A 17,534-nucleotide genomic window follows, 5' to 3' on the forward strand; every position below is an offset into this window, starting at 1 on the left:
CCTGGTGGAAATTCCAGCATAAGAGGGGTGAAGAAAGCTGGCGATACCGTTTTTGCAATGTGAGACTGTATGTCTCGAATGTGAAGAGCTAGCGGACGCTTGCTCCTTCCAGGGTGTTGAGGTTCACTCCCACGGGCTTCCCGACTACTATGTAAGTGGAACACACACCTGTGTTCCCAGATATCACAACGGAGTGACATCCGCCCCAGCGAAAGGCAAACCCTTGCTCACGAACGATCGTTCAGCCCACTGGTCCGGCAACGAAGACTGGATTAACGAATACTACCGTCACAGCTCAGCTGATGAGCTTGAAGGTTTGAGCGACCAGCAGCTTACCAACCTTGCCCAGGCGCACCGAGCCCTGGCAGAGCAGCGGGAAGCCGGTGAAGCCCTGATTTCGGTGAGCAACGACGACGCGGGCAGCACTCTCTATATCGTTGTAGACGACACCAGCTTCCTCGTCTCTTCTATCACCGCCCAAATTGCCGCTAACTGGGGCGGTATCTCGGGTCTGATCCACCCCACCTTCGTTGTAGAGCGCGACTCAAACGGCCACCTGACCAGCGTCACTGGCACCGGCTTTAAGCAGCCTGTGGCAAGCGGTGACACCGTCTCTATGCCCATTCTGCGTGACGCTGCCACCGGCAATATTGGAGCCGGTGCCACCATCGAGTCGTGGATTGCCGTTCGCCTTACCTCTCGCGTTGAGGGCGATAGCATCGCCCGCCTTGAAAACGAAATTCGCTCCATCCTGATCGACGTGCGCCGCGCCGCCCGTGACAACGACGCCATGGCCGCCCGCACCCTCGACATCGCCGAAAAGCTGGGTGAGCTCACCGACGTCACCCTGGGTGGAGCTGCCCACTACACCGGCTCCATTAACTCCGACGCCGACCCCATGACCCGCATTGAATCCGTCCAGGAATTCCTGCGCTGGCTCACCCGCGGCAACTTCCTCTTCATGGGCATTAAGGAACGCGACCTTTCGGGCCGCTCGGGTGACCTACTTCTAACTGATCGTGCTGGCTCTGGCCTGGGTATTCTTGCCGACACCGGAGAAGGTGACCCCATCGTCCTCACCGGCCTGGGCCTCGAAAACGCCCGCGACCCCAAGCCCCTCTACATCACCAAGGCCAACTCCCGCTCCACCGTGCACCGTCACGAATACCTGGACTACATCGGTGTGCGCGACTTTGACCGCTCCGGCAAAATCGTGGGCGAATACGTCATTCTGGGCCTCTTCTCCCGCCAGGCCTACTCCCTGCCCGCCGTCGAAACCCCTCTGGTGCGTGAGCGCGTTGCCATTATGCGCCGCCACCTGGGCTACCAGCCGGGCTCCCACTCCGACAAGACCCTGGCCGGTATCATCGAGGACTATCCCCGCCTCGAGCTGCTGCACGCCGATCTGCAGGAACTCACCGATACCTTCCGCGGCATCATGGGCCTGGAAGAGCGTCGCACCACCCGCCTCTTCCTGCGTCCGGACGCCTTTGGGCGCTTTGTCTCCGCCACGGTCTTCCTGCCGCGCGACCGCTACAACACCCACGTGCGTCAGCGCCTGGAAGCTGCCTTCCACGAGTTCATCGACATCGAAAGCCTAGACTTTGAGGTCTACCTCTCCACCTCGTCCCTGGCTCGTATTTTCTTCCGTCTACGCCTGACCACCCCTAACACCATTCCTGCCCTGGATGCCAAGGCGATTGAGCGCCGTCTGCAGGAAGCTACCCGATCCTGGGGCGAGGCAACCGCGGCTGCCGTTGAGACAGCAGCTGCCGGCGAAGGTTTGAGCGCCGAGGACGGCCGTGCAGCCGCCTCAGCCTGGTCTGAGGCGGTGCCCATGACCTACCGCGCCGACTACGAGGTTGAGAACGCTGTTGAAGATATCAGCATTTTCGAATCCCTGAGTGAGGCTCAGCCGGCTGCTATCCGCATGGGGGAGCGCCAGGATCGCACCCGCGTAAAGACCTACCTGGCCAGCGCCCACACCCTCACCGAGCTGCTACCCGTGATGCAGAATATGGGTTTGGTCGTTATCGATCAGAAGCCCTACGACATCACCCCGGCAGACGGCCGCAGCTTCTCCCTCTATGACTTCGGTGTTGAACTGCCCGAGGGCGTGGAGGCAGATAAGGTCGCCACCCTCTACGAGGATGCCCTGAACGCCTACCTGCTGGGCAAGCGCGAGTCCGACAGCCTAGACCGCCTGATTCTGGCAGAGGGGCTGACCTGGGAGCAGGTCCGCGTGCTGCGCGCCTACACCCACTACCTGGTGCAGCTGGGGCAGGTCTACACCGCAGAGTTCATGTCTGATACCCTGCTGGCTTACCCCGCCGCTACCCGCCTACTCGCCGACTACTTCGCAGCTAGCTTCGACCCCGATGCCGAGTTCGCAGGTGAAGAGCAGCGCGAGGACGCCCGTGAGCAGGTCTGGCGTGAACTGGGCGGCGTCCTGGATGCCATCCCCACCCTCGACGTGGACCGCTTCATGCGCTCCCTGGCCGCCGTCATGAAGGCGACCCTGCGCACCAACGCCTACCTGGACCGTCCGGCCCTGGCTCTTAAGGTGGCACCCGGCCAGATTGATTTCGCGCCTCTGCCCCGCCCCACCTTCGAAATCTTCGTTTATTCACCCCGCGTTGAGGGTGTGCACCTGCGCTTCGGCTCCGTTGCCCGCGGTGGCCTACGCTGGTCTGACCGCCGCGAAGACTTCCGCACCGAGGTGCTCGGCCTGGTCAAGGCACAGATGGTCAAGAACGCCGTCATTATCCCCACCGGCGCCAAGGGCGGCTTCTACCCCAAGCAGCTCCCCAACCCGGCCCTCGACCGAGACGCCTGGATTACCGAAGGTCGCGAGTCCTACAAGGTCTTCATCGCCTCCCTGCTCGACGTCACCGACAACCTGGCTATCGAGGCTGACGGCAGCGAAACCGTCGTACACAACCCCCGCGTTATCGCCCGCGACGGCGACGACTACTACCTGGTCGTAGCCGCTGACAAGGGCACCGCATCCTTCTCAGACACCGCTAATGCCATCAGCGCAGACTACGGCTTCTGGCTGGGCGACGCCTTCGCCTCCGGCGGCTCCGTCGGCTACGACCACAAGGCCATGGGCATTACCGCCCGCGGCGCCTGGGAGTCCGTCAAGCGTCACTTTGCTGAGCTGGGCATCGACTGCCAGAACGAAGAATTCACCGCCGTCGGCATCGGCGATATGAGTGGCGACGTCTTCGGTAACGGCCTCATGCGCTCCCGCGCCACCCGACTGGTTGCGGCCTTCGACCACCGCGACATCTTCCTGGACCCCAACCCCAAGGCCGATGTCGCCTTCAACGAGCGTGTACGCCTCTACAACCTGCCCCGCTCCTCCTGGCAGGACTACAACCCCGAGCTCATCTCAGCCGGTGGTGGTGTCTACTCGCGCGGCGCTAAGTCAATCCCGATCTCTGACCAGGTACGCGAAGTGCTGGGCCTAGACGAAGACGTAACTGAGATGGCTCCGCCCGAACTGCTCTCCGCCATCCTCAAGGCCCCCGTCGACCTGCTCTACAACGGTGGTATCGGTACCTACGTCAAGGGCTTCACCGAGACCCACGCCGCCGTAGGTGACAAGGCCAACGACGCCATCCGCGTCAACGGCCGCGACCTGCGCGCTCGCATCGTGGGTGAGGGCGGCAACCTGGGCTTTACCCAGCTGGGTCGTATCGAAGCTGCCCGTGCCGGCATCCTCATCAATACCGATGCCATCGATAACTCCGCCGGTGTTGAGACCTCAGACCGCGAGGTCAACATCAAGATTCTGGTTGATCGCCTAGTCACCGCCGGTGAGCTCTCAGCCGAAGAACGCGCAGGCTTCATCGAAGCCCAGCGCGAGGACGTCGGTGCTCAGGTGCTGCGCACCAACGTTGAGCAGAACGTGCTGCTGCAGGCAGAACGCCACGGTGTAATTCCCGGGGTCGAGGCCTACATCCGCCTGATTCACGACCTCGAAGAGAACGCCGGCCTCAACCGCGAGGTGGAATTCCTACCCACCGATGAAGAAATCCGCGAACGCTACGAAGCCACCGGTGAAACCCTCAACGGGCCTGAGCTGGCTGTTCTTGCTGCCTATGTGAAGATTCACCTCACCGCAGAGCTTGAGAAGACCGACCTGGCAGACGATCCCTACCTGGCCCGTGTGCTTACCGAGTACTTCCCACCCGCCCTGGTTGAACGCTTCGGCGAGCACCTAGAATCTCACCCCCTGCGCAAGCAGATTATCTGCACCCGCGTTGCCAATGAGATGGTTAATCTGGGTGGCATCACCCACGTCTTCCGCGCGGTGGAAGAAACCGGCGTGGGGGTAGACGCCCTGGCACGCGCCTTCTACGTTTCACGTGAAACATTTGGCATTGGCAACTCAGCGCGGTTGCATCGCGAGCTTCCTGCCTCTGTTCCTCTGGAAGGCTGGCAGGCTGTTATCAAGGACTGGCAGCGTGTGCTCGACCGCCTGGCCCGCTGGTTTGCGGCCGAACGTTCGGTGGTTGTGGGCACGCCCATCGCCGAGATGGTTGAGCGCTTCAAGCCCGTTGCAGAGCTCATTCCTTCACTCAAGGATTACTTCTCAGAAGATACTCGTGCCCGAGTTCGAGCCATGCGTGACCAGGCTGAAGAATGGGGCCTGCCCGAGGAGCTCATCGTCAACTGGATCCGTGAGTTCGAAGCCTTCGCCCTCATGGACGTAGTGCGTATCGCAGAAGCCAACGGTCTCTCCACCGAGCAGGTCGCCCGCGTCTACTACTCGGTCTACGACCGCTTCCAGGTTGACCTGCTACTGACCACCATCTCTAAGCTGCCTCGCAATGACCGCTGGGAGACCCTGGCCCGTTCATCCCTGCGCGATGACCTCTACGAGATTGCTGCCTCCCTGGCTCTCAACGTCGTCCAGGAAGTCGGCGAAGGCGTTGCCGCTGGAACCGAGAGCGGCGACGCCGCCCTGGCTCGCTGGGTAGAGAACCACCCCGTCCGTATGGGCCGTGTGGACTCCATGCTGGCTGAGATTCAGGACGCCGCCCCCGGCGCCGATGGCCGCCCCCGCCTGGCCGTCCTGCAGGTAGCCCTGCGAACCCTGCGCGGCGCCGTGAGCTAGAAGGGCTAGCCCAGGGAATCTGATGCCCCCGCTTCTCTGTCTGAGATATTCCAGACTGATACTAGAGAAGCGGGGGCATGTCTTTGCCCCGCATCAGTGGGTTTTAGATAATTACCTCAGCCTCTCAGCTCCCTTTGTTAGAACTGAGGAAGTAGGGAATCGGCGCTTACCTATTGCGGGGGCTGGCTGGTGGGAGCTGGGTGGCCTGCTAGCTCACCGGTGTTGTATCGAGTCAGTAGTTCTAAGAATAGGTTCTGGTCAGCCGCTGACCAGCCTACCAAGCGTTTTCTGATGAGCTTTGTCCAGAGTTCATCAGAAGTGGCAAGGACCCGCTGCCCCTCATCGGTGAGGGTGATGCGGTGCGCCCTGCGATTAGTGGGGTCGGTTTCGCGTTGCAAATATCCTTTAGCTTCAAGTGCGGCTACCTGGCGGCTAATTGTTGATTTGTCGGAGTGAAGAGCCTCAGCTAAAGCAGCTGAGCTTGCCCCTGCATGCTCTCTTACAAAACCCATGAGCAGGGATTCAACATAGCTAAACCCTGGGTCATGCCTTACCCGGGAGTTTCGATAGTCCTTAATGAGTACGCGCAGCTGGTGTAAGAGTGGGTCAAGCGTCTCATCTGCGGCCATTGATTTTTCCATCGGGTCTCCTTAGTATCAATAGTTGTATAATACAACTATCTTTGGGAATCTTATGTCAGTCATCAAGTCATCTGCCGGGGCTGTGCCGGCAATGCCTGCTTCTGCAACCAAGCACAAACACGCCCACTCGCCCATCCCCGGGATGCCTGCCCTGGCAGGCCATGCTCTGCTGAGTACACTGATGGCCTTTCTTATGCTCTTACTCTACCTAGGTGGCTTCCACCGACCGGCATCTCAAGATCTTAACCTTGCTATTGTGACCGATAATCCCCAGATAGCAGCTGCCTATCAAGCCGGGCTGCAAGAAGCTCTGGGGGAGGGTGCCCATATTTACCCTCTGGCATCTGCCGAAGAGGCAAGGATTCAGCTACAGAACCGGGAGCTCCAGGGGGCTTACATCCCCGAAGAAGGAAGGGCTACAGTCCTTATTGCTTCGGGCGCATCGGGGACTACTGCAGAAATCGTCAACAAGATATTCCAGAGTGCAGCCCAGAAACAGGGAGTAGCCCTCACCGTCGAAGACCTGGTACCCCTTGAGGAAGCTGACCCCATTGGCCAGAACTCCTTTTTCTACCTAGTAGCCCTATCCGTTGGGTCCTATGCTACTTCTCTTGCTATTGCTGCCGTTGGCATGCACAGTTCTCTCAAAGAGCGCCTGTTGATGGCGTTCATCGCTGCCCTAGCAATCCCCACCCTTTTCGTGCCGGCATCAAATTGGGGCTTCGGTGTCTTTGAGGGGCATTTAGGAGCGGCATGGGGCCTTTCCCTGGTTTATTCCGCGGCAGTTCTTATGATTGGCATAGGGCTGCGTCCCATTGTGACCCACTACAGCACCTTGCTGATGGCCACCCTCTTTGTCGGAATGAACTTCACCAGCTCGGGCGGTGTTTTCTCACCTGAGGTGCAACCTGCCTTTTTTGGCTTCCTCCACGAATTCTGGATTGGTGCTGGGTTTGTTGAGACGATGCGCAACCTGACCTATTTTCCTCAGCTTCCAAACGCCCACTCCCTCGCAGTTCTCTTCGGCTGGTTGCTTGTAGGGTTCATCTGTTTGATAGCAGGTAAGGCCTGGGAAAACCGTCAGCGGCAGAAACTACATTTTGCACACTAACCTGCCAGCAGGTCGCCCTTCCCTTACCACGTACACACATTGCCCCTCACCATGTGTGAGGGGCAGTTCTAGTCACTAAAAGAAAAGTACGTCTAGGCCGCTTTAACCGGCACCCAGACTTGCATCTGAAAATCATCAGCGGACGGGTCGCCCGGCCCATATGCCTCAAAGACCGGGCCATTGGGCTTAAAGCCTGACGCGGGCAGGAAGGTACCCATCAGGTGGTCCACCCCGGCCATGGTACTCATAGGCACCGGGCCCTCAACGGTCGTCACCGCGAACTCACCACCGTCCACCTTAAGGGCATTGAGCCCCAGGGCCTGGGCGGTTTCCAGGTTCTCCACCAGAATCCCCGCCATGTAGTCGAACTCGCCGGCAGCGTTCATCCCCACAATCACACCCATCGAGTGGACCTCAGGCATGGTCACCCCCCGCGCCTCGGCGTGGGCGGTGAGCTTCTTCCAGAGCTCACCAATGCCGGCGCCCTGCTTCACGGTCTCGCGGAAGCCCGCAATAAAGAACTCATCCTTGTGCTCTACGCGCGCACCAATCATCGACTACTCCTTAGAAAAATGTGTGTCGGCTCTATTTTAGTCGCCACACCCGCAGCCACAGCCACACGAGGCTTGCTTCGCAGGCTGCCCTGATTCGGTAGCGGCCCCCTGCGAAACCGGTGCAGAATCGTGGCCTCCCATCAGGTTGACCCGGTTGCCAATGTCGGGGCCTCCGGCAGGCTTAGGGGTCACCCCTGCCAGCACCGCAGCAAAGCCAGCCGGCTCCGCGGCAGGAACCGTCGCGGGGGCGTCCGCACCACCGGTACCGCAGGCCGCCGCGGCGCTAGCCTTGGGCTGCTTGACCTCACCAAAGCGGGAGAAACGGCGGAGCTGCTCAGCGGTGGGGTACATGTACGACACCTTGACCAGGCCCTCTACCAGCAAGATAGGCAGAACCTCGGCCCCGGCCATAGCGAGCTGATCGGCTACCGGCTCACAGTCGGTAAAAGCAGAGGGGTAGGAGTCGGTGGAGTAGACGGCAATATCTAGGCCCTCATCGAGCAGCTCCTGGGCCGCGGTGAGGAAGACGTCGCGCTGGGTGTCGCCGGGGTCGTCCGGATTTTCACCGGCAGCCGGGATGAAAACTTCAAGGGGGGTGCTACCCAGGGTGTCTTGAGAGGGGCGTGCCACTGCTGCTCCGTTCGTTGGTTGGTGTGCCCTACCAGCCTACGCCCGTAAACGCCTGCAGAAAAGGTCAGGAGGTGCACCCCAGTCGGGGTGCACCTCCTGTTATTCCTTGTCAGTTCGATGTAGGTGGGCTAGTCGCCGATAAAGAACTTGCGCAGGGCAGAACGCAGGCTGCGGTCGTCCTGCTTCTGCTCAGTCTCATCCATAGGCTGCTGGGGCTCAGTCGACTCAGCTGCCAGTGATACCTTCTTAGCCCGGGCAGCAATGCTGGGTACAGCGTCGGTATCGGTGGTCTGGTACTCCTTGCGCTCTTCGGGGGTGCCGAAAGCGAGGGTTCCTATCGTGTTGGCGATGTTCTTCTGCTCAGGAGAAGCAGGCACACGGGCCACCCCGGGGTCGATATCGCGGATATCCGGGGTTTTCTCATCGTTAGTTACGGGGAGGTCAGTGGGGAACGCTGCCGCTGCGTAGGCACTTGCTGCCCGGCTCAGAGGGCTGGCGGTGCTTTCGTCCTGCTCCTGAGCGGACGGCGCCGGTAGCGCCTCGGCCTCGGGTGAGGTGCCCGGTTCAGGGGTGGCAGTTGGCTCAGAAGCAGACTCATCTGCATCTGGAGTGGTGAAGAGGCTAGAGGCGTTTTCTGAGGTCGTGGTCGACTTAATAACCACCGGCGCTGCGGGGGCAATCACCGGCTCGGAGCTATTGGTCGGGGCTGGGGTAGGCTCGTCTGCCAGAGCGGGGGCTTCATCGCTCTTGGCGGGCTCTTCGGCTGCGGCAGTCTCAGGCTCAGCTGCTGATTCGGGATCAATTTCGGCTAGGACCGCGCGGTAACGGGCTTCGGTGGGGGCGAGCGTCCACCCCAGGAAGCCCGGGAGGGCGACTGGCTCAACGGTGCCCACCCAGGCGATAGTCTGCGCGAGAGTGGACGCCCCCGGTGCCACCCTGGGGGCAACGGCAGCTGCCGGGGCGGGGGAGTTGCTGCCGGCGTCCTGACCTACCAGCTCGCCGGTCACAAAATCTGCCAACGAGAGCGCAACCTGAACCGGCACAGAGGCCTCACCGCGCCTACGCGCAATCACCTGGCCCACGGTACCCTGGGCGCCGGGCGCCAGGTCAATGGCGTAGAGGTGGGTAGGGGAGTTTGCAATTTCGATCCACAGGGTGTGGTTAAGGACGGCCTGGACGGTGCCGTCCGTCTTTTCGGGCGCCTTCCAGGGAGCTGAATCGAGGGTGGACGCCCCAAAGTCAGCCTGCGGGGTGGAGGCGATAACGTTCTGGCCTGCGACTTCGGCAACTACACCGTTGCGTACTAGTGCCCGGTAGAACTTGAGTTCAGGGGTGAAGGTAAAGCCGCGCTGCTTCTCTTCGGCGGCAACTTCGGCAGGTGAATAGCCGGAGTTGTGCCCGCGGGCGAGCAGGGCAGAGCGCAACCGCAGCCCGTTATTTGAGACGGTAGACGCTGAATCAGGGGCAGGTGCCTCAGTGTGGTCAGTTTCATGTTCAGATGCGGAAGAGAGTGGCATCTGCTTGACGATGGTTTGACCACTAGGTGATGAGTTGATACGCACGTTATAGGAACCCTCAAAGTTCCCTGCGCGGGCCATTTCGTAGATAGCGACAGTGGCAGAGCGGGCGTAATCGGCTGGGGGAGCGGTGCCTAGAGAGCCGGTGACGGCGTAGGTAACGCTGTCTAGTTCGGTGTTGTGTACGGTAAAACGGACCTCCAGGGGCTGCTGATGGGCCTCTGAATGCCACTGGGTAAGGTGTGCGAGAGCTAAAAGGTGCGGGGGGAGCTCGGAGTGCGAATCAAAACTCATAGACTCTATTTTTGCACGGCTGGGCGGTGACGGGTGAGAAAGTGTGAAGGCCCGGTGGGTTGAGGGCGCGTTTGAAAGGTGTGCTGGGGCGTATGTATTAAAAATTCGCAAGGTTGTGAGCAGATTTAGCTGAAGAAAAAAGACAGGTTGCGACTAGGGTAAATAGACAGATTTGAGGGTTGGTGAACGCTTGCTTCTGCACGGTCTAGACGGGGCCGATATTTTTTGATTTAACTACTGGCAGAATTCCCGCAGGGTGCTACCATAAAAAAGATTTTTATTACTTTTAGGGGAAACAAAAATATGTCTCGCACACTTTCGCGCCGTAATGTGGTCAAGGGGAGCGCCTGGGCCGCTCCTGTCGTTCTTGCTACCGCAGCAGTGCCTGCTTACGCAGCATCATCCTTGGTCTGCCCGACTGATTACTTGGCCCAGCCTGTGTATGAGGAGCAGGCAATTGCCACCGATACAGCAGATGGCTACTACGTGATTGTGTACTCCTATGCTTTCACCTCTACCAGTAACTACAACACCATTACTTTTGTGGCGAGTGATGAAGTGGTGATTTTCGATTCCTTCGATGCTCAGAACTACACCATGAATGCTGACAACCGAACTATCACTGTGGTTAATGACGGAGCACTCGATGCCCTTGGATTTGATATCTATGTGAAGGTTCCTGCTTCGAAGGTCAACGATGCGGCATCGACCGGTGGTTATGTTTCCACTGTTAATTTCACTATTGATGGTGAATGTGCGACTGTTGACGGCTTCTCGGACTTCAGCGGTAGCACAAGGATGCGTGAATAAATGCCTTAAGGTATCCAGCGGTCTATACGATGGATAAGGATCTATAAGGTGGGGGTAGTCATATGACTACCCCCACCTTTTATTTATATCTATGCTGCGGATTTGAGCTAGAGATCCCACACCTTGACCTGCCCGAATAACCGCCCTGCCGGGCGCGGACGCCTGCCCCGGGGCGTGTGAGACAGGCTACCTGCCCGGCGGGTAGGGGGCGTAAGATAAGCAGAAGGATGGGCCTGATGGTGTGCCCATCACACAGATAGTTCACGAAAGGTGCACACCGGCTATGACCGTAGATGTGAAAGAACTCCTAGCAAAGGTACCTACCGGCCTGCTCATCGGCGGCCAGTGGCGAGACGCCTCAAACGGCGAAACCTTCGACGTAGAAAACCCCGCCACCGGTGAAGTCATCGCAACCCTGGCCTCCGCCACCGAAGAAGACGCCCTCGCCGCCCTCGACGCAGCCTGCCGGGCAGAAAAAGAAGCCGGTGAGCACGGTTGGGTCGCCACACCCCCGCGCGAACGCGCAGAGATCCTGCGCCGCGCCTTCGAACTCGTCACCGAACGTGCCGAAGAATTTGCCACCCTCATGACCCTAGAGATGGGCAAGCCCTACGCCGAAGCCCTCGGTGAGGTCAAGTACGGGGCCGAGTTCCTACGCTGGTTCGCCGAAGAAACCCCCCGCCACTACGGCCGTTCCCTCGACATGCCCGAGGGTACCCTGCGCATGATCACCCGCCGCAAGCCCGTGGGCCCCTGCCTGCTGATTACCCCCTGGAACTTCCCCCTGGCCATGGGCACCCGCAAGGTAGCCCCCGCCATAGCAGCAGGCTGCACCATGGTGCTCAAGCCCGCCCGCCTGACCCCGCTGACCAGCCAGTACTTCGCCCAGACCATGCTGGACGCTGGCCTGCCCGCGGGCGTCCTCAACGTCGTCTCGTCTAAGTCGGCAGCCGCTATCTCCGAGCCCATCATGAGCGATTCCCGTCTGCGCAAGGTCTCCTTCACCGGCTCCACCCCCGTCGGCAAGGACCTACTCAAAAAGGCAGCCGACAACGTGCTGCGCACCTCCATGGAACTCGGCGGCAACGCCCCCTTCCTGGTCTTCGAGGACGCCGACATCGACCAGGCCGTCGCCGGCGCCATGGCCGCCAAAATGCGTAACATCGGCGAAGCCTGCACCGCCGCCAACCGCTTCATCGTGCACGAATCCCTCGCCGAAGAGTTCTCCCGGAAGTTCGCCGAAAAAATGGGCGAACTCAAGCTCGGCAACGGCCTGGACGAAGGCGTCACCTGCGGCCCCCTCGTCGAAAAGAAAGCCCAGGACTCCATGGTTGCCCTCGTCGAGGACGCCGTTGCCAAGGGCGCCCGCGTACTCACCGGCGGTGAAAAGGGCGAGGGCGCAGGCTACTTCTTCAAGCCCACCGTGCTCGTTGACGTGCCCCTCGACGCCCGCGTCGCCCGTGAAGAAATCTTCGGCCCCATCGCCCCCGTCTTCACCTTCAAGGACGAATACGAGGCCTACGAGCTAGCCAACGACACCGAATACGGCCTGGCCTCCTACGTCTACACCGAATCCATCGACCGCCTCTACCGCGCCAGCGACCACCTAGAGTTCGGCATCATGGGCTTCAACGCCGGTGTAGTCTCCAATGCGGCCGCCCCCTTCGGTGGCGTCAAGCAGTCCGGCATGGGCCGCGAAGGCGCAGCCGAAGGCATCGACGAGTACTCCTCCATCCAGTACATCGGCATCCGCGACCCCTACGCCAACTAAGACCCAAACCCCGCGGACGCCCGCCCTGGCACCGTTGCCTCAGCACCGTCGCCCCAGCGCGGGCGTCCGCACCCCAACTTTTTGTAGTTACAAAAATCCATCACCAAAGGAACCCTCAACCATGGCCGACATCGCCTACCGCCTACCTCAGCAGATTAGCCTCCACGGCACCGTCCCCGGCCCCAAATCAGCCGAACTCGCAGCCCGCCGCGCCGCCAACGTCCCCGCTGGCGTAGCCTCCACCCTGCCCGTCTACGCAGCGGACGCCGACGGTGGCGTCATTGTCGACGTCGACGGCAACTCCTTCGCCGACCTCGGCTCCGGCATCGCCGTCACCTCCGTCGGTGCCTCCGCCCCCAAAGTCGTAGACGCCGTACGCGAAGCAGCCACCCACTTCACCCACACCTGCTTCATGGTCACCCCCTACGAAGGCTACGTAGCCGTCGCCGAAAAACTCAACCAGCTCACCCCCGGCGACTTTGACAAGCGCACCGTACTCTTCAACTCCGGCGCCGAAGCCGTCGAAAACGCCGTCAAAATCGCCCGCGCAGCCACCGGCCGCAACGCCGTCGTCGTCTTCGACCACGCCTACCACGGCCGCACCAACCTCACCATGGCCCTCACCGCCAAGGCCGCCCCCTACAAGAAGGGCTTCGGCCCCTTCGCCCCCGAGGTCTACCGCGCCCCCATGAGCTACCCCTACCGCGACGGTGATCTAGGTGGCAAGGAAGCCGCTGCCCGCGTCATCAACATGATCGAAAAGCAGATCGGCTCCGAATACGTTGCCGCAATCCTCATCGAACCCATCCAGGGCGAAGGCGGCTTCATCGTCCCCGCCGAAGGCTTCCTACCCGAGCTGGTCACCTGGGCCCGCGAAAAGGGTATCGTCTTCATCGCGGACGAAGTCCAGGCAGGCTTCTGCCGCACCGGCAGCTGGTTCGCCTCCGGCCACGAAGGCATCGAACCCGACCTCATCACCACCGCCAAGGGCATCGCCGGCGGCATGCCCCTCTCCGCCGTCACCGGCCGCGCCGAACTCTTCGACAAGGTCCAGCCCGGCGGCCTCGGCGGCACCTACGGCGGCAACCCCGTCGCCTGCGCCGCAGCACTTGCCACCATCGAAACCATGGAAGAGTGGGACCTCAACGCCCGCGCCGCCCGTATCGAAGACATCGCCCGCGAAAAGCTCGGCCCCCTCGTCGACGAACTCGACATCGTTGGTGAAATCCGCGGCCGCGGCGCCATGTTCGCCGTCGAATTCGTAGCAGATTCTGACTCCAAGGAACCCCACGCCACCGCCGCCAAAGACATCGCAGCAGCCTGCGCCGAACGCGGCGTCCTGATCCTCACCTGCGGCACCTACGGCAACGTCGTGCGCCTGCTGCCCCCGCTGACCATCAGCGAAGAACTCCTCGGCCAGGCCCTGGACATCTTTGTGGAAGAAATCCGCAAGGTCGCGGGGAACTAATCGCCTGTTTGCAGTTTCGTAAGGGCAGGGTAGGAGCGGGCAGGTGCCCCTGAGCCAGGAAACAGGCAGGAAATACCCTCCGCCAGGCTGACCCTCTCGTAGCTCGCCCTGGGGGCTCGCTACGATTCACGCCAGACCCAGCCAGCCTGGCTTTGAGGGTATTTCCCGCCCGAGGCTGGCCCCGCATCCAGCTTGTTGAGTTGTATCTAGGGGCGTCCGTACCGCACATACCCACAAACACAAAGGAACTAAACCCATGAGCTACCGACTTGAAGACCCCACCACCGGCGAGGTACTCGAAACCTTCGACACCCTCACCGACGAGCAGGCCGTTGAGGCTGTAGAGCGTGCCCACGCCGCCTACCTTTCCTGGCGCACCACCAGCGTTGAAGAACGCGCCGCCATCGTGAACCGCATTGCCGAACTCTTTGAAGAACGCAAGCAGGAACTAGCCGAAATCATCTCCCAGGAGATGGGCAAGCCCATCTCAGAGGGCATTGAAGAAGCCGAGTTCTCCTCCGCAATCTTCGCCTACTATGCCGGGATCGCCGCCGATCACCTCAAAGACGAGCCGATTCCCTCAGAGACCGAAAACTCCGAGGCCTACATCCAGCGCAAGCCCCTGGGCGCCCTGCTGGGTATCATGCCCTGGAACTTCCCCTACTACCAGGTTGCCCGCTTCGCCGCCCCCAACCTCATGCTGGGCAACACCATCGTGCTCAAGCATGCCGAAATCTGCCCCAAGTCAGCGCTCGTCATTGCTGAGATCATGAAGGACGCCGGGCTGCCCGAAGGTGCCTACGAGGCAGTTTTTGCTAGCCACGAGCAGATCGAGACCATGATTGGTCACCGCCACATTCAGGGTGTCTCCCTGACCGGCTCCGAACGAGCTGGCGCTATCGTTGCCGGTATTGCCGGGCGCAACCTCAAGAAGGCCGTGCTCGAACTGGGCGGCTCCGACCCCTACATCGTGCTCGACACCAACAATGTCGCTGAAGCTGCCGCCACCGCCTGGGGCTTCCGCATGTACAACACCGGCCAGGCTTGCAACTCCAACAAGCGCATGATTGTCATGGCTGACATTTACGACGAGTTTGTCGCTGAACTCGTCAAGCTGGCCGAGGCCATGAAGCCGGGCAAGCCCGCCGAAGCGGACGAGACCACCTACATGGCCCTCTCCTCCCGCTCGGCAGCCGAAGGCCTCAAGAAGCAGCTGGACGAGGCCGTTGCCGCCGGTGCCACCCTGCGCGTCGGTGGGCAGCTACTGGATGAGAAGAGCGCCTACCTCTCCCCGGCCGTCCTTACCGACGTGCCCGTCGGCTCCGAGGTCTACTACCAGGAGCTCTTCGGCCCCGTCGCCACCGTCTACCGGGTAGAAAGCGACGAAGAAGCCATCGAGCTGGCTAACAACACCCAGTACGGCCTGGGTGGCGCCGTCTTCTCCCAGGACGAGGCCCGCGCCCGCCGCCTGGCCCAGCAGATTGACGCCGGCATGGTCAACGTCAACACCCCCGCCGGTGAAGGCGCCGAAATCCCCTTCGGCGGCGTCAAGAACTCCGGCTACGGCCGCGAACTTGGCCCCTACGGCATGGACGAATTCGTCAATAAGCGCCTCTACTATGTAGCTGGCTAAACCAGATTCCCTGGCTGACAGGGGCCTACACCCTGCGGGGTGTGGGCCCCTGTGTTTATGTCGTGGAGGTCTAGAAGGTCAAGGAGGGTTCATTCCTTTTAGTCTTGTGGTAGTACGTTCACATTTGATATTGTGATGGTACGTTCACATTCAATGGTGTGTACGTGTTGACACATAACTTTTGTGGTGCGGGGGTAAAAATGGAGCGAAAAATCACCCATCAGAAAAATCTGGGAGCTTTTATTCATGACGCCCGCACAAAATCTGGTCTAACTCAGCAAGAGCTTGCCCAAAGGGCTAAGGTCTCACGCGAATGGATAAGTGGTATCGAACAGGGCAAACGCCCTAGAGCAGAGTTGGGTAAAGTTCTGGACCTGTTGAAGGTTCTGGGAGTTGATATTACCCTGTCCTGGTCTGCGGCAGAGGGGGCGCACAGCCCTAAAAAAACAACAGACGATATGCCCGATATTATTTTTCCTACGGACGACCAACTGAGTTACCTCTTCGGTGAGACTAGGCTGCAGCAAGAAGTACGTGCCACCCTAGAAGGTGGTAGAAAGTCATGAAACAACTCGTAGCCTACTCCTATGGTCAAAAAATCGGCACTCTTAGACAGTCAGGCGCAGGTAGTCTTTCCTTCCAATACTTTTCTGGTGTGAGTGATACTCTGCAGCTCTCAGTTGCTATGCCAGTGCGTGAAGCCCCTTACTCAGCAAAAGTCACCAGAGCTTTTATCGAGGGCCTTGTGCCAGAAGGCTACGGGGTGCGTGAGGCCTTGGGGCGGGAGTTTGGTGTTTCCCCCCGAAATCCTTTTGCCCTGCTTGAACACATTGGTGCTGACTGTGCCGGAGCGGTTCAGTTTTTCGATCCCGACAGTGAAGACCCCTCTCTGAACCTTACTGGTGAGTTAATCTCCTGCAATGAAGAAACAATATCTAACCGTTTGAGGAGCCTGACAGATTCGGGGCAGTCATGGATTCTTCCTCGGGAGCGGTGGTCCTTGGCAGGTGCACAGAGTAAATTTGCGCTACGGCAGGAGAACGGTGACTGGTTTGAAGCTAGAGGTGCAGAACCAACAACCCATATCTTTAAGCCGGGTATTCATACCCTAAAAGACCAGGCTCTTAATGAGCATCTCTGTCTTAAGGCCTTGGGTGAAGTGGGATTAGCGGTTGCTTCTACGGAGTACCGTACTTTCGATGGAGTACCGGCGATTATTGTTAGTCGTTATGACCGTTTACGCCTAGGTGATGGGCAGGTTATGCGTCTGCACCAGGAGGATTTCTGCCAGGCAACCTCTACTCTCCCGCAGAATAAATACGAATCCAATAAAGGGCCCAGCGCCCTAAAAATAATTGAAGTTTTAAGGCTGAACGGGGCGGCTGACTCAGAAGTTGAAAAATTCGTTCAAGGGCTTATCGGCAACTACCTGTTGGGTGCTCCTGACGCCCACGCGAAAAATTATTCGCTGATACACCTTCCTAACGGTCGCTTGGTTTTGGCTCCTTTTTATGATGTTGCATCAGCCTTACCCTACGAGCCGGGAGGCTCGGAGTTTGGCTATAGCGAAAACGATGGGCTTCCTGGGGTTTCTGACGAGCTGAGAAAGGCAGCTATGGCTATTGGCGGCGAACGACGCTTTGGCAAAATTTCCCGTAGACATTGGGAGAGGTTTGCAAGAGCGGCCAGCATAGACGCAGATTGGGTGGTAGCAACGGTGAGGGAGATTGCTGAGAGATTGCCGGTTGCATTAGAGACTGTATTCACTGCAGAGTCTTTGGCTATAGGAAGCAGTGCTTTGCCTGAGCGTCTGCACACGGAGGTTAAGCGTCTATCTGATGTGACGCTGACTCTCCTGGATCGTGGGCACTAGGTCATAGGGGCTAGTAGGGAGCTGGCTTTCTGGTTTTAGGTGTAGCCCTTGGCAGCTCTGCTTACCCGACTCAGCAGATTGACGTCGGCATGGACGAATTCGTCAAC

At 59.8% G+C, this 17,534-nt stretch carries 12 protein-coding genes; 8 read left to right on the forward strand and 4 right to left on the reverse strand.

What is annotated here, in order from left to right; translation table 11 throughout:
• The first annotated feature begins 223 nt into the window (after positions 1–223).
• A complete protein-coding gene (locus ACEE43_RS08470) occupies positions 224–5,125 on the forward strand; it encodes an NAD-glutamate dehydrogenase (RefSeq protein WP_449107213.1) in 4,902 nt (1,633 codons plus the stop codon).
• Between the two features lie 170 nt (positions 5,126–5,295).
• Here the strand turns inward: ACEE43_RS08470 and ACEE43_RS08475 are convergent, their stop codons facing one another.
• The gene (locus ACEE43_RS08475; protein WP_237198268.1) at positions 5,296–5,766 is read right to left on the reverse strand and encodes a MarR family winged helix-turn-helix transcriptional regulator; all 471 of its coding nucleotides are present in this window, start codon (positions 5,764–5,766) and stop codon (positions 5,296–5,298) included.
• Between the two features lie 52 nt (positions 5,767–5,818).
• Here ACEE43_RS08475 and ACEE43_RS08480 point away from each other — a divergent pair, with 52 nt between their 5' ends.
• Positions 5,819–6,877 (forward strand): hypothetical protein, encoded by a 1,059-nt coding sequence (locus ACEE43_RS08480; protein WP_449107214.1) that lies wholly within the window; start codon positions 5,819–5,821, stop codon positions 6,875–6,877.
• 92 nt (positions 6,878–6,969) lie between these two features.
• Here the strand turns inward: ACEE43_RS08480 and ACEE43_RS08485 are convergent, their stop codons facing one another.
• The 3 genes from ACEE43_RS08485 to ACEE43_RS08495 all read right to left on the reverse strand — a co-directional run bounded on the left by ACEE43_RS08485 (position 6,970) and on the right by ACEE43_RS08495 (position 9,872).
• A complete protein-coding gene (locus ACEE43_RS08485) occupies positions 6,970–7,431 on the reverse strand; it encodes a GyrI-like domain-containing protein (protein WP_135013458.1) in 462 nt (153 codons plus the stop codon).
• A gap of 36 nt (positions 7,432–7,467) precedes the next feature.
• Positions 7,468–8,061, reverse strand: coding sequence for an arsenic metallochaperone ArsD family protein (locus ACEE43_RS08490; protein ID WP_449107215.1), 594 nt, complete (start codon positions 8,059–8,061; stop codon positions 7,468–7,470).
• 128 nt (positions 8,062–8,189) lie between these two features.
• Positions 8,190–9,872: a hypothetical protein gene (locus ACEE43_RS08495; RefSeq protein WP_449107216.1), complete on the reverse strand. Its 1,683-nt coding sequence runs from the start codon at positions 9,870–9,872 to the stop codon at positions 8,190–8,192.
• A gap of 303 nt (positions 9,873–10,175) precedes the next feature.
• Here ACEE43_RS08495 and ACEE43_RS08500 point away from each other — a divergent pair, with 303 nt between their 5' ends.
• The 6 genes from ACEE43_RS08500 to ACEE43_RS08525 all read left to right on the forward strand — a co-directional run bounded on the left by ACEE43_RS08500 (position 10,176) and on the right by ACEE43_RS08525 (position 17,427).
• Positions 10,176–10,682 (forward strand): hypothetical protein, encoded by a 507-nt coding sequence (locus ACEE43_RS08500; protein WP_449107217.1) that lies wholly within the window; start codon positions 10,176–10,178, stop codon positions 10,680–10,682.
• Between the two features lie 283 nt (positions 10,683–10,965).
• Positions 10,966–12,453: an NAD-dependent succinate-semialdehyde dehydrogenase gene (locus ACEE43_RS08505; RefSeq protein ID WP_449107218.1), complete on the forward strand. Its 1,488-nt coding sequence runs from the start codon at positions 10,966–10,968 to the stop codon at positions 12,451–12,453.
• A gap of 121 nt (positions 12,454–12,574) precedes the next feature.
• Complete coding sequence (gene gabT / locus ACEE43_RS08510) at positions 12,575–13,921, forward strand: 4-aminobutyrate--2-oxoglutarate transaminase (RefSeq protein WP_449107219.1); 1,347 nt, start codon at positions 12,575–12,577, stop codon at positions 13,919–13,921.
• A gap of 256 nt (positions 13,922–14,177) precedes the next feature.
• Complete coding sequence (locus tag ACEE43_RS08515; protein WP_449107220.1) at positions 14,178–15,554, forward strand: NAD-dependent succinate-semialdehyde dehydrogenase; 1,377 nt, start codon at positions 14,178–14,180, stop codon at positions 15,552–15,554.
• 200 nt (positions 15,555–15,754) lie between these two features.
• Positions 15,755–16,120 carry a helix-turn-helix domain-containing protein gene (locus ACEE43_RS08520; protein WP_346923987.1) on the forward strand — a complete coding sequence of 122 codons (366 nt, stop codon included), beginning with the start codon at positions 15,755–15,757 and terminating at the stop codon, positions 16,118–16,120.
• Positions 16,117–17,427 (forward strand): type II toxin-antitoxin system HipA family toxin, encoded by a 1,311-nt coding sequence (locus ACEE43_RS08525; protein WP_449107221.1) that lies wholly within the window; start codon positions 16,117–16,119, stop codon positions 17,425–17,427. Before ACEE43_RS08520 ends, ACEE43_RS08525 begins: the two co-directional genes overlap by 4 nt.
• Positions 17,428–17,534 lie beyond the last annotated feature (107 nt).

The sequence above is a fragment of the Rothia sp. 11254D007BW genome (assembly GCF_053548195.1).